Raw genomic sequence first — 21,563 nt, forward strand, 5'->3', positions numbered from 1 at the left:
GGTACACTCCGCTATCCTCGTTTTCCGGCTGTCGTTCAGCTCTGCTGTATCGCTAGGCGTGTTATCGGATGTCAACGTTAGTGACATCGAATCTAGCGCCGCCGTTCTGACTCTCCGCCACCTCAACCTTCCACCCGTGTGCGTCAGCGATCTCGCTCACGATCGCGAGACCGAATCCGGTTCCGTCGGAAACCGTTGAGAAACCGTTTTGGAACACCTGATCCTCCATCGCTTCTGGAATCCCTGTACCGTCGTCGGCGACGTAAAATGCGTCACCGTCGCCTGTCTCGCCGATCGTCACCGTTACATCCTCTCCGCCGTGTTCGATGGCGTTCCGAATGAGGTTTTCGACGAGCTGTTGGAGCCGAGACGGATCGGCTCGGACTTCTCCGTCGAACTTGATAACGAGCTGTGCGTTCGCAGTCGACACGTTCTGCCAACACCGCTGACACAACGAATCGAACGCTATCCACTGTGCGGCATTGATCTCTTTTCCACTTCGGGCTAGCGTCAAGAGGTTCTCAATGAGCGTTTCCATCCGATCGTGAGCACACATCACTTTCTTGAGCCGCTGACGGTAGTCTACGTCTTGGTCGGCTATGTCATTGTACAGCAGCTCGACGTGACCTGAGGCCACGTTTAGCGGATTTCTGAGGTCGTGACTCACCACCTTGGCAAACTTGTCGAATTCCTCTCTCGCCTCAATGTCCGCGTCAGTCTTCCCCTGATCTGCGGCCTCGCTCGTACGTATCAGGTACCATCCCTCAGCGACTGGCTGCGGCGACCCGACAGATTTGAGCCGCTCGTACGTTCCGTCCCTCTTCCTATGTCGGTACTCGACTGACTTATTGTTCTGATTCTGTTCTTTAGTAAGCGCTTGAAGCATCTCAGATACCCGGTCACAGTCGTCCGGGTGTATGTGTCCCGTGAAGTGCTCGCCTACCAACTCGTCTCGGTCGTACTCGAGGACACGTTCCACTGAGGCGTTACTGTACTTGATTATGCCGTCATCGTCAACGAGCGTGAGAACGCTGTCTGGCCGTAACGGAATCGCATCGAGTGGAATACTCTGATCTGTGGTAATACTACACATACTCGTTGCTCTGTGTACAGTCTGATGAGTGTACCGAATAAACGCATTTTTTGTGTAACATTTGTCAAACTTTTTGTTTGTTTTTGATTCGCTTGCTACGTCTGTGTGGCGTACAGCTCCGCGTATGTTCCGTCGTCAGATAGGAGTTGCTCGTGGGTCCCGTCCTCCGTGATGCTTCCGTCGACGAGTGTGTATATCCGGTCCGCGTCGTCGATTGTCGACAGATCGTGGGCGATACTGATCGTCGCGTACTCGCTTTCTCGGTCGCTGATCCCCTCGTACACGTCGCGTTCGATGTTCGAATCGAGCTCGCTCGTCGCCTCGTCGAGGACGAGGACGTCGGCGTCCTTGAGCAGGGCTCGTGCGATGGCGACCCGCTGTTTCTGGCCCCCCGAGAGCCGCGTCCCGTCCTCGCCGAGTTCCGTGTCGTATCCGTCCGGGAGTTCCGAGAGGAACTCGGTCACCTGCGCAATCTCGCACGCCCGCTCGACTTCCCGACGCGTCGCGTCCTGATTGCCGATTTTCACGTTTTCGATGAGGGTGTCGTCGAACAGGAACGGGTCTTGGCGGACGACTGCGAGTCGCTCGCGCCACTGTCCGATGTCGAACTCGTTGATCGGAGTATCCTCCCCAAGAATTCCACCTGAGTCCGGCGTCTGAAGCCGACCTAACAACGAGACGATTGTTGACTTTCCAGCACCTGACGGGCCAACAAGGGCAATCTTCTCTCCCTTTTTGACGCTAAATGAAACACCGTCGAGCACTCGTTCGTCTTCGTAGGCGAACGAGACGGTGTCAAACGTGACCTCCTGAACGGCACTAACGGGCTTGTCACCGCCTGCGTCCGGAACTTCCATCTCACGCAGGTCTTGTATCCGGGACTGTACGCGGAGGAAGTGTGGAAGCTGACCGTCCAGCTGATAGGTCATCGTATTGATCCGGTTAACGACCGGTGATAGTCGAAAGACGGCAAAAAGGAAGACGCCGAGTTCTCCTAACGAGAGCGGAGTGTACTGAAATCCGACGTAGACGAGGCCGAAGACGACAACTGCGTTCGTGAACTGGTTGAGGTTTTTTAATCCGGCTTGGTTCCGCTGTAACCTGACGCTGTCACGAACGTAGTCATCCAACACATTCTGCATTCGATCGACCAACGACGGACGCATATTGAACAGGCGAACGTCTCGCATTCCCTGGGTGCTCGTCTGTGCGATCGTTTGGAATCGCTCGTTGGCATCCGCGACGTCATCCCCGGCCGTGTACGCGGGTTCGAGCCCGTATCTCACGGCCAGTGTGCTCGTTCCTAGGGCGACGACGGCAATCAACGTCAGCATCGGCGCCAGCACCGCGGCGACGAGTAAGTAAATCGTTCCTCGTAACAGTATTTCGACGAGGTTGAACACTGCCATGGCGATCCCGGCAGACCGGTTCGTCTCTGTGACTAGGCTGTTCAACAGGTCGTCTGACCCGTGGCGATCGATGTACTCTATCGGTCCGTACATCAGCGCATCGAACAGTTCCTTGCGTAGGTGACGCTGATATCCGCGTCCGAGGATCGCTCGGAGCCACGCTGTGAGGAAGCTCAATCCGAATCGCACGCCCATGACGCCGCCCACGCCGAGAATGAGATACTCGAGTGTGAACGGTAGTCCGATGAGCGAATATATACGCACGAACGTTCCGAGGAGACCTTCCGTGTCACTCGGTGCCGTTGATGACTGCGTAATCTCGATGATCGGGAGCAGGAATCCCAGGCCGATACCTTCGAGAAGCGCCGTTATGAGACTCAAGACGACGATTACAACCCCGAGTCGAGGACGAAACTGCGCGGCATCGCGGACTGCGGACAACTTTTTGCGAGCAGTAACCTCCATATACCTCAATATGACGACGGGATGGTAGAAGTATTCTCCGGCCACACGTTCGTTCCAATCTTGGAGAACGTTTATCATTAGTACAAACAACTACTGACGTGAGATGTCTGTCACGTTCGCACCGGGATACCTCGACTGTGTATGGTTCGCGCACGGTCAAGAGCAATGAACGGAAAATTCCTTGTTCACATCTCTGACACCGCTCACGGGTGCTCGTACGCACTGAATCTGTAATATAGACTGATGACAGAGACACCGACTTCCGAGACGGAGTTCGTATTCGGACTTCTTGAACGGGTCGGCGACCCGGACGCGGTAGCGGATCGACTCCGAGAAATCGGCAACGATCTTCCGGATTGGGAGGTAATACTCGAACTCGCTTCGCGGCACCGTCTCCACTCACCCCTCCGACGGACACTTGAAAGCGTGGCGGTGGACCATCCCCGATCTATCGACGAAACGCTGGACGCTCAGCACCGCCGGAACTCGATCGAAAACCTCCGGCATAGTAGACAACTGTGTGACATCATCGACCTGTTCGAATCGAACGACATCGAAGCAACTCCGTATAAAGGCCCGATCCTAGCAGAAGCGGCGTACGGGTCTATCGGAGACCGGTCGTTCGGTGATCTTGACCTACTCGTCGCCCCAGATGATGTTCGTTCAGCCGCGGAGCTACTCGAACGGCACGGTTACGAACGGACAAACTTCTCCGATATACCTGTCGAGACGCTCGTCAACGGAACGGTGTTCCGCTGGGGGAAAGAATTCCGGTTCGTCGATCGCGACGGCGGTCTCCCCGTCGAGCTTCGGTTCGGTTTCATCGGTGGACGCAGATCGGACCACAGCATCTTCGCAGACCTCCTGGACCGTCGGACTCCGACCGACCTTGCCGGACGCACTGTTCCGGCCCTCTCTCCCGAGGACCGCGCCTTGCTGCTGCTCGTTCATGGCACCAAACACGGCTGGCGACAACTCTCGTGGGTGTACGATGTCGCCTTGGTACTGGCCGGCGAACGAGAGATCGACTGGGAGGCGGTGACGACGCGAGCAAGGCAGTATCACTGGTTGAACGCAGTGCTGTACGGAGTCTCCGTCGTCACCGAGCTAACCGGACTGTCAGTTCCGGATCCGGTCCGATCTGAACTGGAGTCGTCGCGACTGTGTTCTGTGGGCGCGCGCCGAACCGTTGCCATGCTACGGGCAGACCCGATGGCGGACCTGACGTTTTTGGAACCAATCACGACCGCGGCATTCCTGAACGACAACTTGCGGGGATCGGTTACCGACGCCGTCAACGAAGTTCTGGCACCGCGAAAGGCTGATTACCAGTGGCTCCCGCTCCCCCCTCGATTCCACCGACTGTACTATCTCACTCGACCTTGTCACCTTTGTGTCAGCACGATCAAACGGATCGCGCGTCGATAGCACCGCTTCCGCGTGATATTTGATGATCTCCCGTGGATCAGTCCGACGTTGAACGTTAAACATCACTTAAATGGTTGTTTTAAACATAATCCGGCGTCAACTGATCGGTCGACCTACAGACGGTCTCGGGATTTATTATACTCCACGAAATACCTCTCACAAGTCCAATATGAGTTCAAACACGTTGCCGACGTCGACAACGGCAGTTGCCGTCGAGAGCGCCCTCTCAACGACGATCGACGGTGAGACGGTGATCCTCCATCAGGACATCGGGAAGTATTACGGGCTCAACGAGGTCGCGACATTCGTCTGGGAACTGCTCGAAGAGCCACGATCGGTCGAGGAGCTCTGCCGGACAGTTGCTGAGAACTACGACGTGGAATACAGTCACTGCCGAAGCGACGTTGAGGATCTGCTCGTCGACCTCGCTGAGAAGGACCTCGTCCGGCTCGACACATCATAATATATGAGACGATACCGCACTTTCCGGGCTTTTCTGTCGTCACGCCCCGGCGATCAGCTGAGAGTAGCTCTCTCGGCCCTACTGCTCGTTTCGGTTTCTATCGGGTTCATAATCGGGTCGTTCTCTCGGATTAGACACTCCCTATTACGATTGTGTGGCCCGGCCTCCCTGTTCGTTCCCGGTAATCCCGCTGCCGAGCGGGTCGTCTCGGCCGTCGACGCGGCGGACCGTCAAGTCCCCGGGGATCGCACCTGTTTGATGCGTTCGTTGACCGCAGAAGCCCTGCTTCGGCTCTACGGCTTCACGCCGGAACACAGGATTGGCGTTACAAAGGCGACGGACACCGAAATGAAGGCACACAGTTGGCTCGAACTCCGAGACGATGTGTTGATTGGTGACCTAGAGAATCTGTCCCGGTACGAGCCGCTTCCCTCGTTAGAGATGGTGGATCGAGTATGAGTGGGTTTGTTGCGCTGTTCGATCGCGGCGGCGGTGAGTACGCCCCTGACGACCTTCGCACGATGCTGTCCACTATCAGTCATCGCGGACCCGACGGAAGCGGAGCCTGGTACGACGACGGCGTTGCACTCGGCCACCAGCAACTTCAGTCGACGCCCGAGTCCCGGTTCGACGACCAACCGTACAGGGACGGAAGCCTCACTGTCGCTGGTGACGTCCGACTCGACAATCGCGCGGAACTGTTCGAGACGCTCGACATCACCGACGAGCGTGGACAAGTCCCGGACAGCCACTTGTTGTTGGCGGCGTACCGGCGGTGGGGGACACGCTGCTCGGAGCACCTGATCGGGTCGTTCGCCTTCGTCATCTGGGACGCAAACGACGGAGTCGCATTCTGTGCGCGCGACAGGTTCGGCGTCAAACCATTCTACGTTTACCCGGGCGATGAGGTGTTCGCTGCCGCTTCCGAAATGAAAGCGCTCCTCGCGCTCCCGTTCGTTTCTCCGGCAGTCGACGAGGTGAAGATCGGGGACTTCCTCGAAGGCACGTTTCACGACAAGGAGCGCGCGTACTACCAGTCGCTGCGCCGGCTCCCTCCCGCACACGCGACGACGGTTCGTACAGACAGCGTTGACGAATGGCAGTACTGGGACCTCGATCCGACGCGGACCGTCACGCTCGAATCGGACGCGGCCTACGAACGCCGGTTCCGCGAGCTGTTCGAACAGGCGGTCGACTGCCGCCTCCGGTCGAGTGGGACCGTTGGTACCTCGCTCAGCGGCGGGCTCGACTCTTCGTCGATCACGGTCACAACCCGGGAACTGCTTTCGACCCAGGAGCCGCTTCACACGTTTTCGAACGTGTACGACGAGATTCCGTCGGCCGACGAGCGGGAGTTCATCGAGTCGGTCACAACGAAGCCGGGTTTCTCTCCACACTACGTTTTCCTCGACGATGTCGGACTCTTCGAGGACCGAGAGCAGATGTTCGACCACTACGATCTCCCGCCACATGACACGATGCACCACGCTATCTGGGAACGCGTCAAGCGTGCCGATAGGGAGGGAGTCGATGTACTGCTCGAAGGTGCGCTCGGAGACAGCGCGACCGGCTACGGACTCGGGCTCTTCGCGGAGTTACTCCGCACGGGGCGGTGGCGGCACCTCCGTCGCGAGACGCGCGCGATGGCCGAAATGCTTGACGTGGCTCCGCACCGGGTCCTTTTCCACCACGCGGTGAAGCCGCTCGTTCCGGACGCGGTGCGACACGTCTATTCGAGATTTCACGGATACGGAGGCGTTTACGAGCCTGATAATCCGACTCTTGATCCCGAATTCGTCGATCGAGTCGCCCTTCAGGACCGACTCCGGGACGCCGGTGACGAGGGATCCGTCCTCAGGGAGACGGCCCGGCGTCGGCAGCGTCGGTCGTTGCTGTACGGAATGATACCGGCGAGTCTGGAGACGACCGACCTCGCGTTCGCCGCCTTCGGACTCGAACCTCGCTACCCGTTCACAGATAAGCGGCTCGTTGAATTTTCTCTCGCGATGCCACCGTCCCAGCAGCTATCAGACGGATGGACGCGCTCGATCGTCCGCCGCTCGCTTTCTGATATCCTCCCAGAGAAAATCAGAACTCGTCAGTGGAAGACCGACATGAGCGAGGCCGTCGAAAACTCGCTGTCACTCGAGCGGGCCGACCTCGAACGAGCGATCGCGGATCCGACCGAACTGGAACCGTATCTGAACACGACCGAGCTTCAGGCGGCATTCAGTAGATTCCCCGACGAGGCGGACACTCACGACGTTCGGGCGCTGTTCCGGATGCTTTCGCTCACCAACTGGCTCGAAACTCTCGGCGATGTCGACTCGAAAACTTCACACGGGCCGCCTGTTACCCCACATGGCTGATATCTATCATATTTCACCTTATTCATCGTTGTACACTCAATGAGGTTGAAGAATCGTCTCACCGGCGTCAGATATATATTCACCACTTTTAAGTTAATGACAGTGTACCATACTTTGGTGATGGCTGACAACCAGTCCACAAATCGTTACGACTCCCCCCGTGTTACGGAGTACGGGTCAGTTGAAGCGATAACCGAACAGTCGAACAAGGAAGGTAACGAGACGGACCAGTACAGTGAAACCACTCCCCTAGTCGGGTCGATCGTCCCGGCGTAAGGAGTTCTCCGAAACTCAGTCTGAAACCGTGTCTCTCGGCCTGACACGGTTTTGTATATTTTACTCGATTTCGCGCCTATCTACTGGAACAGATCGCGCCCGAAACCGGTAATGTAAATCCTCCCTTCTATCAGCGGCCACGGATGGCGAACTTGGTGTATTGCGATGTCATGTTGTACGATGGAGCGAATCTACACTTACCGCCTTTTGCCCACAATTATAAATAATATCAAAGCAGTGTATGTATCGTGATGTCTGGGCAACAATACGGCTCACCCGAGGTCACTGAGTACGGGTCGGTAGAAGTTGTCACTCAAGACCTCAACAAGGATGGATTAAGCGAAGACCAGTACACTGACGACACCAACGGCCAGATTGTGGGGTCGGTAATAGACGCCCCTTGAGGCCGGTCAAGTGTGACCAACAAAAGTATCGTTCCGAAACCAACTTTCATCTGATGTCTGCCGCTGACTCAGTCTCTCTTTCTCATATTTCAAGCATTTTTCACGTCTTTAACGACTAAATCAACGGCTGATTGTAATCGTCGATGGTCGCGTGGTCGTTTCAACTTGCGGACTGGAACGGCTTCGATAAACCGTGAACACTGGTCGAAATGAATCGGCGAGCGATTGGTGTCTGAGAGGAGTCCGCGAGCGTGTGTCTGTGCGATCAGGCTCAGAATCTGCTCACGAACCGGGACCGAGTCGAACGCGCACGTTTCTCCATCTACCAAGAGATAACAGCCTCGTAACGGGACCGGTTCCGAGGTCGTCTCGACATGAAGGAGATGTTTTTCGTACCACGACTCTTCCGATGGTTTCGTCGTTTGTTGGACGTCGAGGGCTGCTGCCGCGTCCGATTTTAACCGGAGCTGTGGAACTCCGGGAACCACTATCGGCCCGTTATCGTTAAAACGAATCGCGACGACATCATCTTCTAGCACGGAGTGGCCCTCGGCGCCGAACGCCGCAGCAGTGGTGGATTTACCCGCCCCTCTCGGACCGATGAATATCACCGCTTGACCATCTACCGAGACGGCGCTCCCGTGAAGCACGAGGTGATCGCGCTGGTAGAGTACGAGACCGAGTAGTTCGTTTTCTATCAGTCGTCGGAAGAACTCTCTCTCCCCCGCATTCGTATCTACTGGGTCACATACGATTCGGGTTCCCCCTTCGACCAGGAACGATCCGATAGAGTCGTACGTTAATCGGACGGCCTCCGGAGCAGCGGTGATCCGGCGTCCACCGGTCCCCTCCACGTTCTCCGGCACGTGTTCGACGGCCCCTCGAACGATCTCAACGTCCGGTTCAGCTTCATCCAAGTCGATCTCTGAGAGTTCCGGTAGCTCGAACTCAGATCGAAGTCGCAGATCGTACGCGGAGTAACGATACATTTTGATTATCGTCAACCATGTGATCGGCCGGCGCCAATGTAAGTGTGGGTGTTTGCCACGGATTACTCACGCGCTCAAACGACGAAGCCGTCAGGACTCAGTTATCCGTGACCGTTGTGGGTTGTTGGCTCTGTTGAAATCCTATTCTTCAGATATACTTTCGCCTGAAACAGCCGGTCGATGAGAGCTGCCTATGGCTCAATCGGACACCCAATTGTGTTCGAGTTGCCCATCGACGAGGACTCCACCATCACCCCTTACAGTCACGCGATGTGTTGATAGTTCAAATTGAAGCCTCCAGCTGTTGTCGCTGTGTCTTGCGAGTTGTTTCACAGCATCCGGTTCAATATAATCCGCAAGTACAATATCCAACTCACCTGAGTCGATGCCTTTGTGGTCAGCAATCGATTCAACAATAGACGTGGTTACAGTCTCACACTGCTTTGTTGAATCCGATGACGGCGTGGGGATCACTGTTTGAGAGCCTGTTCGAGGTTGTAGACTGCGGCGGTCAACACGAGCTCGCGGAACTCGCGGTACCAAGCGCGAGGGTGGACAGCGGGGCCGAATCGACGCTTGATGGCCGAAAAGGCAGTCTCGGCCATCCAGCGCTGGCCGTATAGCCCGCTGTCCAACCGTGCGTTGTGCGCGTGATCGTACGCAGCGAACAACCGGTGACGCAGCAGGGGTCGGACGCCCTCTGATCGGAGGGCGTCCCGGAGAGATTGGTCGTCATAGCCTTTGTCGCCGGCGAGACTCTCGATTTTCTCGGTGTTACGAAGGGCGACTCGACGGCCAGTTTGTGTGTCGTGAGGCCAGTGTGCCGAGCAGTGAAGATCGAGAATGGCACACGAGTCCGTATCGACGAGTGCCGTCGTTTTAAGCGTGCGTATGTGGCGATCCGAGCGGTGTTGGTAGTGTCTCGATGCCGTTTCGCGGTCGAAGAATGTGGCATCGATGGCACCGTGCGAGCCCGGATCGCAGATGTTCGCGGACTCACGAAGGAACTCACGCCATATCGACATTGGCACCCTCTCAAACGACCGGTACAGCGTTGAGGGTGCGGGAAATGCCGTCCGCGCCAGCTGTAACAGACCACGAACGCGATCCATCTCACTCGCCCAATCCACAATTTCGCGGTACGTCGCATCCATGTGAACCCGCAAAAAGTGGAGCGTGACATGCTTCCAGCCGGGAAATCCGTGGCCAGTCGGATCACTCACCGCCGTTGGACTGGCAGCACAGCGCTTTTGAGCCAGCGACGCGGCTTGTTTAACGAAGCGGAAGAGTAGTTTGGACACATTCGGCTCTTCCGCTTCGCTTCCACCTTCAGAGCGACGCTATCCTGTCGCCTTCTGCGGATTCAACAGAGCAGTCTCACACATATCGTCATTGGACACCTCTGTCAGCAGAGAATATAAGATAAATGACTTTTTTCGCAACTGTGTGTCTGATAACAACATGTGGACTATACCGAGCAGTTCGTGAGTACCCTGTACTGAGCGATCTGTGCTTCATCTGTATTAACAGCTCAGAGTGATCGGTCTACACTACGAATGAGTCAAGCAATGGTGAGTTCACGGAACTGTCTCTACCATCATCGTGAGCGGACGGACGCACCGTACTTTCGCCTGAGCGTTGAGTTCACAGTCTCGGATTGACTCGGTTGACCGTAGAGATCAGCGTCTAAGCGCGCGTTCCATACCTTGTGGAGTGACGTGAACTCACGATGCTTAATCAGTGGTCGAACCCCGTGTTGCCGGGCGAGCCGTTTGATCTTCTGATCGTCGTAGCCTTTGTCTCCGAGGAGAATATCGGTACACCCGGGGCTGCGCTTGATCAACGACGGAGCGATCTGGCTATCGTGTTTTCGAGTCGTCGTCACGTGGAGATCGAGACTTGCGTTCACCTTCGCATCGACTAGCAACATCACCTTGAGCTGGTGAATCGTGAGTTCAGCATGTTTCGTGTAGTGTTTCGAAGCGTGACTACGGTCGAACCCCGACGCATCAACACCAGCAACTCCGCTTGTCGGAAGTGACGTCGCTGAGGGTGTCAAAATGATACGCCACACAGCCATATCAAGCCGGTTGAACGCCTGACAGAGCGTTGAAGCAGTAGGAAGCTCGGTTACCCTGGGAACACGATGGACGCGTAACATTTCAATCAGTTCATCAAGCAGACCACGATAGGTCGTGTTCTTCCGAACTTTGAGGAGTATTGAGAGACAGCTCGACGCGCCAGATGAATCGCCTTCTCAGTAAACCGGAGAATCTGCGACTCCGGGAGAGACTTCATCTCGTCGAATTATATGGTGAACATGTAAATCCCTGAGTATTTCAACAGAGCCGGGATTTTTTTACTATTGTTTGCTGAGGCTGGCGGGGTTCGCTCGCGTCCATCACATGCGTACGAATCACATAAGGAGGCCCGTTTCGCTTCTGGGTCAATACTGCGCCGGACCGGGCGGTGGTCTGACGCCGCGGCTCAGTCTATTTATACCGTTGCCACCTGTACTTCCACCGAGAATATGACACAAAAGCGTTCGCGAAATCGCGTAGGCCCCCAACCGCTTTTGTCGCTCCCTCGATCATGAGCGGGACAAAGGAGACTTCGAGCTTTCTCGCGCGTTATGACCGCCAACTCTGGGTTCTTACAGTTTCGTTCTTTCTGGTGGGGGACCTGCTCACGACCGGAATCGGAGTCGCCTCCGGCGGAATCGCCGAGGCAGGCCCACTCGGTGACCCCGTGGTTGATCGGTACGGAATGTATGGGATGGTCGCGTTAAAAACCGGTGTGTTGGGTCTCTCGTACGCCGCTTGGAAGTTCTTTCCTCACCCAGAACGGATCGGAATCCCGCTTGGGTTAGCAACGGTCGGCATCCTGGTCACGATTTGGAACGGGCTCGTACTGGCTGTCACCCACGGATAGGCTCTCTCACCTCCTCCGTTCGCGCAGTTCAATCCGAATCAGTACCGAACAGACAGTACGCATATTTTGGATTGGTTCGATATATTGCCGTCGTTCCTTAGACCTGATAAGCATCTCCCTACCGCGTTACACGACGAGAACCCCCCGAAATCTGATTTTATTTACATTATGAATTCAGCTTTGATAATTTGGTGCGTGGAGATATATGTTCCCGTTTGGGAGAGACAATTATCCAAGATGAATCATACGGTGGCGGTCACGGGCGGCACGCGCGGAACGGGCAAGACGACCTCAGTCGTCGCGCTCGGTAGCCTGCTCTCCGACGCCGGCCACGACGTCCTGCTCGTCGACTGTGACCTCGATACACCGTCTCTAACGGAACAGTTGGACATCGAAAAGCCGAACTCGACGCTCCAAGAGGTAATCGCCGGTCGGTCGACGATTAACGACGCCGTTCAGGCGGGTCCGGCCGGCGCCGAGGTTCTTTCTGCCGCAAGCGTGGCGGTCGCCCGGAAGCGGTTTGACGCCTTCGTCCGCGGTCTCACCGACTACGACCTCGTTATTTGTGACACGGGTCACCCGTTCAGCGACGCGACCGAGGGAGCGCTCGACGCTGCGGACGGCGTCGTCATGGTCTCGACTCTCGACGACGCGGTGAAGCGGAACGTGGCGACGCTTCACGAATCCCTCCGTACAAACGGACGGCCACTGATCGGTACCGCACTCACGCGCGTCGACGGCAACGCAGATGCGGCGGACTGGGATTGCGAACTACTCGCGGCGATACCCGAATCGGATGCGGTCGCGGCCGGGGCAGCAGCGGTGCTCGACTCTCCGTCGGACCCCGGTGTGGAAAGCTACCGGAACCTCGCTCAAATCGTCCTTCGACGGCTTCGAGCCGGAGTTGATCGGGCGACGACGCCGAATGCTTCGATCTGGCTTCCACAACCCGCCGATCCGTTCCTCACGCCTGCCGTCTCAACCGGAGACCTAGGCGACAGCGACACGTCTTCGGACGACGGGGCTGGAGCGCGTGACGGATCTGTGGACACCGATGAGACTCCTTCGGAAACGACCGCGGCTACAGGTGACACGACCGATTCCGCTGCCGAGACGAACGCGTCCGGTGAAGAACCGGACGATGATGATTCCGGTGGGACCAAACTCACCCGCCGCGGTGCGCTGGCCGCGCTCACGGCCGCCGTGGGGGGCGTGTCCGCCGGGATACTGAACACGCGCGAGACGCCGACGATCGAGGGGTTCGGCTACGGCGGGGCGCCGGTGATGTCGACCGGTTCGGGAGCGGCGAACGCGACGACCAACATGACGGACACAGGGTCGATTTCGGCCGGCGGCGTCAACCGGACGGAACAGACGGTCGAGTTGGTGGACGGCGGTTCGGACGAAGACCCGACAGCGAACGAGACGGAAACCGGGGGTGTCGACAACAAGACGGACTCCAGCAGCGTCACTAACACGACTGACCCTGAGAATACCAACACCACAGTTCCCCGAAACGTCACCGACACGACCGACCCTAGCGACGACCTAAACACCGGTCAGGACTTGGACGATGGCTCGACAGATACCGACGACTCGTCTCCCACGAACGGGGGAGGCACGGGGAACACGGGAACGGACGACGGCAGCGGGGGCGACGACACGACGGACGAGACGTCGCCGTCGGAGCCGGGCGACGGGGAGCTCAGCACGGTCGGCTACGGGCAAGGCGGGTACGGCGGCGTCGCGTGAACCGTCCGGAAGCGAGCGTCCGGCCGCCCGCCCATCGCGTCGCGGGAGGACCGGTCTACTGTGAACGCGTGGGCGACCGGGGCTAGTCGCCCCTCACCGATTTCGTCTCGCTGACGGCGCTGCCGGCGTCTTCTTTCACGCGGAGCGTGACATCGTAGACCTCTCCGCCCCCTTTTTTGATCTTGTACGACTCGGAGCCAGAGGCGCTACCGCCGCCGACTCTGGTCTCGCTGAATCTCACCATCGTGCCGTCAGCGTCGTCGACCCGGACGGAGACCGCATTTAGGTCACCGTCTGCGTCGGAAACGACCCAGTCGACGCTGATCTCCGCGTGCGGGTTCGGTGATCCGGCCTCCGAAACGTCGAACGTCTCGATCACTGGGTCGCTTTCCGCGACCGTCGTCGCGAACGCGACCGAGTTCCCGGTCGCCGTGTCGCCGTCGCTCGCCACGGCGTGCGCTCGGAACTCGTAGCCCGTGTCGCTTGCCAGACCGGTTACGGTCTCGCTGAAGCCTCCTGTCGCGGTCAGCGCCTGTGTCGCCGTCGCCTCCCAGGTGCTGCTCCCAGCGTCGCGGTACTCGAACGAGACTTCGGCCGAATCGGCGTTGCCGAGGTCGGGCAGCGAGCCCGCTATGGTCGCGCTCGTCTCCCCAATGCTTGTCGCTCCGTCGGTCGAAGCGCTCACCAGGTGTTCGACGGTCGTGAAGGCGGCCGTCGAGCCGGTCGTCGACTCGCCGTCGCTTCCTACCGCCACCGCCCTGAACTCGTACTCGTCGCCGTCACCCAGTCCCGAGAGGGACGCGCTGAAACCGCCTGTCGACGAGAGCGTCTGCGCGGCGGTGGCGGTCCAGGTGGCGTCGCCGGTGTTCCGGTACTCGAAGGCGACGTTCGCGGAGGCGGCGGTGCCGAGGTTGGTCAGCGATCCGTCGAGCGTCGCCGTTGTCTCTCCGACGTCGCGCGCCCCGTCGGTCGCGACGGTCAGCGTTCCGGTAGGGCCTCCGTACACCCCGGTGCCGTACCCGCCGTCGCCGTAGCCGTCCGATGAGGCCGTCGCAGTCCCCGACCCGAGCGCGACGGCGGCGGCACCGGCACCGAGCGATTTGACCACCGATCGACGGGAAAGGCGCGTCCGACTGTTCTGTCTCTCGCTTGTCGTTTCTTTCTTTGACATATATTATAAAAATTAATAGAGTATATGAGCACTAGGGTCAGATTATCAATTTTGGGGCTGACTCTCGTCGGTAGTTGTGTTCGAATACTCGGAATCTATCATCTGTGACACGAGTAATCCGGTCGGGAGGCCGACTTCTGAGGCGCTTACACAACTCCGCTGTGTGGGGATCAGGCAATATCGGTCCGCTCGTCTGTCGTGGCGAAATAGATTGAACAATACACTCCGCCGACGGACAGCAATTGTCTAACGATCTTGTTCTGCGTGTTTGAACTCAACCTGGTCCGGATCCGGTCTATCTCTGACTGGTTATCGTTCTAATAAATATCAGCGAGTCGGAGGGTGTCGCGGCTCGAATGTTCGCAGATGTATCGTACGGTCGAGGGAGTTAGCGACTGTAGCGGGCTTCGAACAGTTACTTGTCGGTCACAGAGTGAGGGATTGAGTGGAGAGTTCTCGCTGAATTTCGGCGGTCACAATGTTAGCTCTTCGTACGTGATTCCGTCACTATGCTCGATGATTCGCCGTCCATCAGCCACGACCGGGTCGGCCATCAAGCTGAACTCCTCGTCGGGGGTCGCGAATTCGTCACTTCTGTGACGACGACAGCGCCGTCGGTACCGGCGAGTGCGGCTTCCGCGGACTCGCTGTAGTCGATGTCATTGAGGTACTCTCTGGCGTTTTCGGTTGAGACCGGATTGTACGTAGTCACGGTCCCGCCGCGCTCTGGGAGCCCGCGGACCCCAGGTAGCATGTGGGTTGCGCAGAACGTCGGTGCCCGGTTTGAACGCGAGTCCGGGACCGTGGTCCGTGTGCTTTGGAGTATGGGGCCGACGGGGAGATGGATTAATAATATACAAACTAAACTAGATAATATACAATTAATTATTAATTTATTACTAGAAACACAAAATACAGATTTAGCTTTTCTAGGAATCTCTCTATAATTTATATCTTATACATATTCTTGTTATAGTTGTTTAATAGTGTGATATTAGCCCGCAGATCTAAAATACTAACCACTAGATTTTTTATTAAGCTAGAGAATGAATATACGAGTCTAATGAACTTGGCACGAGCTTCTGTGAAGATATTTTTAGCGAAGGTGGTTACAAGTCTGGCCAGTTTCGTCGCTACCGTGGTGTTTTCTCAGGTATTAGGTGCTGACCCCCTAGGCGTATACTATCCGTTCGTCGCGTTGTTGGGGATCTTGTCGTTACCCATAGACTTTGGACTCTCTCGTGCTGTCGCAAAGCGGATAAGCGAAGGAAAAGAGCGTTCTCAGTTCTTTGGCGCCGGTATATTAATGCGGTTCCTTTTATTAGCTCTTTTTTCTGTTCCGGTATATCTGTATCAAGACTTGATAGCTAATTATATCGGTGCTAATGTTGCAGGGATACTGTTGATAGCGCTTTGGCTTGAAATTGGTAGCAGCTTTTCGATCGCGATTCTTAATGGCGAATTACGGGTCGGAGAAACGGCTCTAATCCGTATGATACAACCACTTACTTGGCTAACTGTCGGGTACACATTGTTATCTGTTGGTTATGGAGTTGAAGCCATTATATACAGTCATATACTCGGAAGAATCGCAGTGTTTGTGGCTGCAACGTGGAAAATATCAATCTATCCAGCAGTTCCGCACTGGGAGCATCTAAGATCCCTTTTTGATTTTAGTAAGTTTACTTTTGTGAATTCTATTGGGGGAATTATCTATAGCTGGATGGATGTTCTCATTATTACGATGTTTGTCAGTTTAGAGCTTGGTGTAGCACGCGCTGAAATCGGAGCATACGAGAACGCATGGCGAGTATCGCTGCTCGTGACATTTGTTAGTAGGTCAATTACACAAGTTCTTTTTCCACAAATAAGCAAGTGGCATACAGAAAATAAAAAAGATAAAATAGAACAAGTACTGTCGGAGGCTTTTGTTCCCGCATTAGTGGTAGTTACTCCTGCGTTAGTGGGTGTAGTTTTACTCTCAGATGAGATACTCATATACTTATTCGGAAATGAATTTGCCGTCGCTGCCCCCGCGCTGATTATCCTAGTTGGACTCCGGTTCTTCGAAGTTATTGATGGAGTATATGGCCGAGTGTTAGACGCCTTTGATCGCCCAGATCTTACGATGATTGCGACTATTTTCGCAGTTACAACTAATCTTATATTAAATATATCGCTCATATATGCTCTTGGGATTACAGGGGCCGCAATTGGAACAGCAGCTGCTGTTCTCGTAGGAACAGTTATTAATGTATACTATATGACTAATTTTATCACAATAAATATCCCAGTTAACAAGCTCATTTGGAGCGTAATCTCCAGTGTAATAATGGGCATTGCTCTTCGGTTGACCTTGATTGAGTTTGGTGTCCGTTCTCTTATTGACCTCTTGCTCTCTGTTACTCTGGGAGCAGTTCTTTACATTGTAGTCCTACTTGTATATAGGCCTATCCGAGAATCTATGTGGGAACTCGCTGAGCCGTTAGTTCCTGAAAATATCATTAGTAAATATACAAATTAGACTTTATTGATTGCTGTGTAAGATAGTATATTAACGATTCTACAAACATTAAAATCACAATCTTAGATCAACATCTATATTTATATTATTCTATACTTGAATTGTAATTAACTATTTGGAATTACTGGTCTTGATAATATTAACGATAGGTATATATATGGGTCCGGATTCAAATTTATATATGGCAAAAACACCAAGTCATAATTATAATATGCCAAGTGAAGGTACATTAGATTGGAATATTCCGCTGAACGATAACTTTGAGCAACTCGACTCAGACATCGAAATTCGCGCGCTTGAGGAAAATAAAGGAGAATACGAACCAAAAGAGGGCACAAAGTACGAAGCGACTGACTCTGGTGCGGTGTACTACGGTAATGGGACCGCTTGGGTGTTAGCAGACCGGAAGGTCAAGAAGTTAGAGTCAGGTAGTTCAGTAACCGGTGAACATCTTAAGGCTGGGAACTCTTCGACTGCCGTTGTTGCGCCCTCAGTCTCAAGCGCATTTGATAGTATACAGAAAGCGATTGATGAGGGTTTTCGAGATATTATACTCGCTGAAGAAATAACTGAGGCAGGCATAACTATCCCAAAAGTACCAAAGGATGAACGCCAAGGTGAGGGATATGACCCAACTGACAGATTTAGATTATCAGGAGTTGGAGCTGGACAATTCCAGACAATTAACGATCCTGGAACACACGAAGCTGTAATTAGGGCTGAAGACTTTACTGACAGAGTTTTAATAGAGAATATATTTTTTGACAGAAAGGCCTCTGATCCCGGCTTTTGTATCCTCGCAGCAAAAGATATTGAAAATCCAAACACGCGTAATGCCTTGTCTTCAAATTGGATCGTGCGCGATGTCGTGAGCCGTGCTGGCCCAATAGCATTAGATGGATTTCGGAACTTGCTGATTAACGTTGATATCGCTAATTGGAGCGATAGATTGTTTCCTATTATTGGGAAAGCAGATAATGAAACTGGAGAACAACTCTACGACCGCTACGCAGGATTATTTAGTGGAGCAACGTTTGGGATGTTCGGAGGGACATTATCCTCAAAAAAAGCTTCCCGCTCAGCAGCGTATATAAAGAGTGGCGCGTGGAGCATAACTGGGGGCGTTTCATTTACTAATGCTAGAGAATTCCGAAATGACTATTATACGAATAATGTTTGTTTCTGCGATTCAGGAAGGGGATTTATGGGTGGAATGTCAACAGAGGGTGATAGCGGTAGAGATAATCACTATGATGTCCAGTTTGGATTAGAAGATTCTGGAGACGGCCCCGGCAACTCTGTCGGCGCTACCACTTTCCTCGGGACTTCTGCATTTAATACGCTTAATATCCAGACACAGGCCAGGAACGTAAGAATCCAGCCATTTACTGACATGACAATAAAAAAAGATGCGCCGGCTAGAATACAAGTGATCTCACCACACGATGTTACAGTTGAAGATGGATCTTATTTACCCCACGAGATAACACATATTAATCCGCTCGAAGACGGCGTGTACCGTGTGGGAGGAAATCGCAATTCGCCGCAAACCACATTCGGGCTGAAAATACACGAATCGAAACCCGACTTTCCGAAAGAGGCGACCTTCGCAGTTGCTGATGGCAGTAATTGGGACCCAACGGGAAGTGGTAACGCTGCACTAGTTGCGTATGACACAGACGGCAATTGGAAGCCAATATTTGAGTATTCAACTTCGTTTTAGTATACGCTCCTTGGAACGGAATGTTAGTCACCATGGCTGGCACAATGAGGATGTAGCGGACAAGAATAATATGGTAGGAATTTAAAACAGTTCCAAACAATTATTATATGTCTACTATAATTTGTTATTTACAAGATTAAACATTTTATCACTAGATAGCTATATAAACTTCACTACTGCTAATACATCAGAGAAGATCAAAAGAAACAGGTAAAAAATCGTCTGAAAGATACATTTATAATGTGTATATCGCATATCAGGATTGTGTCCGTAATAAAGCCGATTACACATCCTAATCCAGAAGTGTCAGTTGCTATTCCCACACTTCCAAAGAACGATTACGAACCTCCAGAGCCGTTACGAAACCAATCGTTCAATGCGTATGAGGTAGTCGTTATCTCTGACGCAGAACTGAACCGATGTGAAGCCCGGAATAAGGGAATGGAAGCGGCCGAGGCTGATATCATCGCACAGACGGATGACGACTGTATCCCTCCTGAGACCTGGGTAGGAGATATATACAAGAAATTCAACAATAATCCTGAGTTAGTACTCGTAGAGAGTACACTTGATAAGCATCAAGTACCACCTCGGAATTATCCTGGAGCGAATCTTGCGTATCGAAAAGATCTGGCACTCGATATAGGAGGCTTTGACTCCGAGCTGGATGGCTGGAGAGCCGATACAGATTTTGGTTGGCGGATGGAAATTGAATACAGCTTAGAGCGTTGTCAACAGGATACGAGACTGGAAGTAAAACACCAAGGCCCTCTACGTACTAGTGTAGACCGCGAGATCGAACGCAAATTTCGAGCGCGGTATCCGAAACGATATTTCACTGTTCTAGATCACCCACACTCGATAGTTAGTAAGCACACTGGCAAAATCGCGGCGGCCGCTTATTCTTTCTTTCCAAGGTTTACAGAAAATTTGATTAGAGTATTTCAGGCCCGTGTACGAACACATCTATAATAACAGTTGAAACATCAGGGAAAAATAATTCAAGCGGATGTAATCCGAATGTGGAACAAATTATTATTCCATGTTACTTAACTAATAGTAAGTTATTGACTCCATCCAACAAGCAAAAGTTCGGACCAACACACACGGATACCGCGCGATCCCCAACATCTGTGTGGGCGCAGGAGTAAGCGTCGTTGCTAGAGTTTAGTATGTCGAGACGATTGGGACAAACGTCTTTTCGAAGGGGTGAGATATTGTTGTTTTCTTGACGCGTGTCAACTAGATATGTAGCGAGAATCGATCAACCGGAGCGTGATTATATCTGGTCAAATGGGAGGTCCTCGGAGGAGCGACTCGCGAACACGATCGGTAACGTTGATACGTGTGGTACAACCTATGCTACCGGGTATGTGTTCTCGAAAAGTGACCTCGAAGCCGATGCGTTTACCGGTTGGTAGAAGTGTAGCATGACGGCTAAAACGACGATGAGAGGACCATCTCACCGCGGCACGTTGCGGATAAGGCTATGCGCGCGTGGTGGGACACATTTTGTGGTTTATATTGTTCTCAACTTAGTTTGTTCAACATTAGGTTCACCACGTAAAAGTTATTAATACACAAACGAAGGTGTTGAAATAAGTACTCATTACTATCGATGCGCTTCGTCCCGACTTTGTTCCAGATATCCCGCTGAAATTCACCAAGGCGATCGCTTCCGGTACGTGGACGTTCCCTTCTGTTACCTCGATACAAATTGGATTATATCCACACGAACACGGAGCGGTCGCACATAACGATCCCAACGACGGTGAGGCACTGGCATTACCTAAGCAGTACGACGGATCTCTGACGTTGCCAGCTTTCCTGGGGCAGGCCGGTTTTGATACATATCTCGGTGCGGGTTTCATCAACCCGTTTCTCGCTCTTCAAGGATGGTTTGAAACCCATCGTGTCTATGGTGACGCTGATGCGGAAACAATTATTACTGATTATCAAGACTGGCGGACCAGCCGAGAACGAACGTATGCGTACCTACAATTGAGTGGTCTCCACGCACCGATCGAACCCCCCGCGGAGTATGCTCGCAAGAATGGTGTTGATGGCTCGCTAGATGGTCTGTCCTCGCTCGAAAAGTACGCAAATAATTTCGAGGAGGCCCCTAGCGACTGGCGAGAACAACGTCTTTCTCTCTATCAAGTAGCGCTTGAATACATTGAGGACATTCTTCAAAAAATAATTAGTGATCTAATGAATGATACCCTCCTGATCGTCATTGGAGACCACGGTGAGGGATGTGGGAACACTACGAGTTGGATCAACAGTTCGCTGATTCTAGGCCGAAGTACGGCGTTGGACACGGGGAAACTCCATATGATAGCGCGTGTGCCGGCCGCGATCCGTCATCCCAATCGCGATCTAAACGCCTCAGAACGTGGTTGTCTTAGCGGTAGAGATCTACCGAAAACAGTATCTTCCGGCCTCGGAATCGAGGATTCGTCTTTCGGGGGAATGAGCTGGTTTGAGGCTATTCTGCTCTGTTGAATCCGCAGAAGGCAGCGGGATAGCGTCGCTCTGAAGGTGAAAGCGAAGCGGAAGAGTCGAA

At 53.7% G+C, this 21,563-nt stretch carries 19 protein-coding genes and 1 pseudogene; 12 read left to right on the forward strand and 8 right to left on the reverse strand.

Annotated features, from left to right (window positions below):
- Window positions 1–61: 61 nt before the first annotated feature.
- Window positions 62–1,093 carry a sensor histidine kinase gene (locus ACZ5KW_RS00120; protein ID WP_343777917.1) on the reverse strand — a complete coding sequence of 344 codons (1,032 nt, stop codon included), beginning with the start codon at window positions 1,091–1,093 and terminating at the stop codon, window positions 62–64.
- 95 nt (window positions 1,094–1,188) lie between these two features.
- On the reverse strand, window positions 1,189–3,045 hold the full coding sequence (locus tag ACZ5KW_RS00125) for an ABC transporter ATP-binding protein (protein WP_343777915.1): 1,857 nt from the start codon (window positions 3,043–3,045) through the stop codon (window positions 1,189–1,191).
- A gap of 165 nt (window positions 3,046–3,210) precedes the next feature.
- On the opposite strand from ACZ5KW_RS00125, the gene ACZ5KW_RS00130 reads away from it, so the two are divergent.
- The 6 genes from ACZ5KW_RS00130 to ACZ5KW_RS00155 all read left to right on the forward strand — a co-directional run bounded on the left by ACZ5KW_RS00130 (window position 3,211) and on the right by ACZ5KW_RS00155 (window position 7,907).
- A complete protein-coding gene (locus tag ACZ5KW_RS00130; protein WP_343777913.1) occupies window positions 3,211–4,395 on the forward strand; it encodes a nucleotidyltransferase domain-containing protein in 1,185 nt (394 codons plus the stop codon).
- A gap of 169 nt (window positions 4,396–4,564) precedes the next feature.
- Window positions 4,565–4,858, forward strand: a complete 294-nt coding sequence (locus ACZ5KW_RS00135) for a PqqD family protein (RefSeq protein WP_343777912.1) — start codon at window positions 4,565–4,567, stop codon at window positions 4,856–4,858.
- Between the two features lie 3 nt (window positions 4,859–4,861).
- On the forward strand, window positions 4,862–5,317 hold the full coding sequence (locus ACZ5KW_RS00140) for a lasso peptide biosynthesis B2 protein (protein WP_343777910.1): 456 nt from the start codon (window positions 4,862–4,864) through the stop codon (window positions 5,315–5,317).
- A gap of 62 nt (window positions 5,318–5,379) precedes the next feature.
- Window positions 5,380–7,227 (forward strand): asparagine synthase-related protein, encoded by a 1,848-nt coding sequence (locus tag ACZ5KW_RS00145; RefSeq protein WP_371153045.1) that lies wholly within the window; start codon window positions 5,380–5,382, stop codon window positions 7,225–7,227.
- Between the two features lie 120 nt (window positions 7,228–7,347).
- A complete protein-coding gene (locus ACZ5KW_RS00150) occupies window positions 7,348–7,503 on the forward strand; it encodes a putative RiPP precursor (protein ID WP_343777907.1) in 156 nt (51 codons plus the stop codon).
- 251 nt (window positions 7,504–7,754) lie between these two features.
- Window positions 7,755–7,907 (forward strand): putative RiPP precursor, encoded by a 153-nt coding sequence (locus ACZ5KW_RS00155; protein ID WP_343777906.1) that lies wholly within the window; start codon window positions 7,755–7,757, stop codon window positions 7,905–7,907.
- 89 nt (window positions 7,908–7,996) lie between these two features.
- Here ACZ5KW_RS00155 and ACZ5KW_RS00160 read toward each other — a convergent pair whose 3' ends face one another.
- The 4 genes and pseudogenes from ACZ5KW_RS00160 to ACZ5KW_RS00175 form a co-directional block, all read right to left on the reverse strand.
- Entirely contained in the window at window positions 7,997–8,896 is a 900-nt protein-coding gene (locus ACZ5KW_RS00160; protein ID WP_464388557.1) for a hypothetical protein, read from the reverse strand.
- Between the two features lie 198 nt (window positions 8,897–9,094).
- A complete protein-coding gene (locus tag ACZ5KW_RS00165) occupies window positions 9,095–9,370 on the reverse strand; it encodes a HalOD1 output domain-containing protein (protein ID WP_343777903.1) in 276 nt (91 codons plus the stop codon).
- Window positions 9,367–10,197 carry an IS5 family transposase gene (locus ACZ5KW_RS00170; RefSeq protein WP_464388554.1) on the reverse strand — a complete coding sequence of 277 codons (831 nt, stop codon included), beginning with the start codon at window positions 10,195–10,197 and terminating at the stop codon, window positions 9,367–9,369. The genes ACZ5KW_RS00165 and ACZ5KW_RS00170 overlap by 4 nt, the downstream gene beginning before the upstream one ends.
- Window positions 10,198–10,487: 290 nt before the next feature.
- Window positions 10,488–11,194 (reverse strand): annotated as a pseudogene (locus tag ACZ5KW_RS00175) (IS5 family transposase).
- A 294-nt stretch (window positions 11,195–11,488) separates the two neighbouring features.
- Here ACZ5KW_RS00175 and ACZ5KW_RS00180 point away from each other — a divergent pair.
- Together ACZ5KW_RS00180 and ACZ5KW_RS00185 are read left to right on the forward strand one after the other, a co-directional pair.
- Window positions 11,489–11,827 carry a DUF5658 family protein gene (locus tag ACZ5KW_RS00180; RefSeq protein WP_343778956.1) on the forward strand — a complete coding sequence of 113 codons (339 nt, stop codon included), beginning with the start codon at window positions 11,489–11,491 and terminating at the stop codon, window positions 11,825–11,827.
- Between the two features lie 66 nt (window positions 11,828–11,893).
- Window positions 11,894–13,579, forward strand: a complete 1,686-nt coding sequence (locus ACZ5KW_RS00185) for a MinD/ParA family ATP-binding protein (protein ID WP_343778954.1) — start codon at window positions 11,894–11,896, stop codon at window positions 13,577–13,579.
- Between the two features lie 82 nt (window positions 13,580–13,661).
- On the opposite strand, the gene ACZ5KW_RS00190 is transcribed toward ACZ5KW_RS00185, so the two are convergent.
- Together ACZ5KW_RS00190 and ACZ5KW_RS00195 are read right to left on the reverse strand one after the other, a co-directional pair.
- Window positions 13,662–14,687, reverse strand: coding sequence for a fibronectin type III domain-containing protein (locus ACZ5KW_RS00190; RefSeq protein ID WP_343778952.1), 1,026 nt, complete (start codon window positions 14,685–14,687; stop codon window positions 13,662–13,664).
- Window positions 14,688–15,303: 616 nt separating this feature from the next.
- Complete coding sequence (locus ACZ5KW_RS00195; protein WP_371153057.1) at window positions 15,304–15,504, reverse strand: Rossmann-fold NAD(P)-binding domain-containing protein; 201 nt, start codon at window positions 15,502–15,504, stop codon at window positions 15,304–15,306.
- A gap of 309 nt (window positions 15,505–15,813) precedes the next feature.
- Here ACZ5KW_RS00195 and ACZ5KW_RS00200 point away from each other — a divergent pair, with 309 nt between their 5' ends.
- From ACZ5KW_RS00200 to ACZ5KW_RS00215, 4 genes are all read left to right on the forward strand, one after another.
- Window positions 15,814–17,274 carry an oligosaccharide flippase family protein gene (locus ACZ5KW_RS00200; RefSeq protein WP_343778950.1) on the forward strand — a complete coding sequence of 487 codons (1,461 nt, stop codon included), beginning with the start codon at window positions 15,814–15,816 and terminating at the stop codon, window positions 17,272–17,274.
- Between the two features lie 181 nt (window positions 17,275–17,455).
- The gene (locus ACZ5KW_RS00205) at window positions 17,456–18,997 is read left to right on the forward strand and encodes a hypothetical protein (protein WP_343778948.1); all 1,542 of its coding nucleotides are present in this window, start codon (window positions 17,456–17,458) and stop codon (window positions 18,995–18,997) included.
- 441 nt (window positions 18,998–19,438) lie between these two features.
- On the forward strand, window positions 19,439–19,969 hold the full coding sequence (locus ACZ5KW_RS00210) for a glycosyltransferase family 2 protein (RefSeq protein WP_464388562.1): 531 nt from the start codon (window positions 19,439–19,441) through the stop codon (window positions 19,967–19,969).
- Between the two features lie 744 nt (window positions 19,970–20,713).
- Entirely contained in the window at window positions 20,714–21,502 is a 789-nt protein-coding gene (locus ACZ5KW_RS00215; protein WP_464388563.1) for a sulfatase-like hydrolase/transferase, read from the forward strand.
- The last annotated feature ends 61 nt before the right edge of the window (window positions 21,503–21,563 follow it).

The organism is Halorubrum ejinorense, assembly GCF_055389685.1.

Bases quoted from the DNA above. Each gene is read 5' to 3' on its own strand.
- ACZ5KW_RS00160 (WP_464388557.1), bottom strand. From the start codon at position 8,896: ATGTATCGTTACTCCGCGTACGATCTGCGACTTCGATCTGAGTTCGAG.
- ACZ5KW_RS00155 (WP_343777906.1), top strand. From the start codon at position 7,755: ATGTCTGGGCAACAATACGGCTCACCCGAGGTCACTGAGTACGGGTCG.
- ACZ5KW_RS00150 (WP_343777907.1), top strand. From the start codon at position 7,348: ATGGCTGACAACCAGTCCACAAATCGTTACGACTCCCCCCGTGTTACG.
- ACZ5KW_RS00135 (WP_343777912.1), top strand. From the start codon at position 4,565: ATGAGTTCAAACACGTTGCCGACGTCGACAACGGCAGTTGCCGTCGAG.
- ACZ5KW_RS00180 (WP_343778956.1), top strand. From the start codon at position 11,489: ATGAGCGGGACAAAGGAGACTTCGAGCTTTCTCGCGCGTTATGACCGC.
- ACZ5KW_RS00145 (WP_371153045.1), top strand. From the start codon at position 5,380: ATGCTGTCCACTATCAGTCATCGCGGACCCGACGGAAGCGGAGCCTGG.
- ACZ5KW_RS00140 (WP_343777910.1), top strand. From the start codon at position 4,862: ATGAGACGATACCGCACTTTCCGGGCTTTTCTGTCGTCACGCCCCGGC.
- ACZ5KW_RS00125 (WP_343777915.1), bottom strand. From the start codon at position 3,045: ATGATAAACGTTCTCCAAGATTGGAACGAACGTGTGGCCGGAGAATAC.
- ACZ5KW_RS00200 (WP_343778950.1), top strand. From the start codon at position 15,814: ATGAACTTGGCACGAGCTTCTGTGAAGATATTTTTAGCGAAGGTGGTT.
- ACZ5KW_RS00210 (WP_464388562.1), top strand. From the start codon at position 19,439: ATGGAAGCGGCCGAGGCTGATATCATCGCACAGACGGATGACGACTGT.
- ACZ5KW_RS00195 (WP_371153057.1), bottom strand. From the start codon at position 15,504: ATGCTACCTGGGGTCCGCGGGCTCCCAGAGCGCGGCGGGACCGTGACT.
- ACZ5KW_RS00120 (WP_343777917.1), bottom strand. From the start codon at position 1,093: ATGTGTAGTATTACCACAGATCAGAGTATTCCACTCGATGCGATTCCG.
- ACZ5KW_RS00205 (WP_343778948.1), top strand. From the start codon at position 17,456: ATGGCAAAAACACCAAGTCATAATTATAATATGCCAAGTGAAGGTACA.
- ACZ5KW_RS00130 (WP_343777913.1), top strand. From the start codon at position 3,211: ATGACAGAGACACCGACTTCCGAGACGGAGTTCGTATTCGGACTTCTT.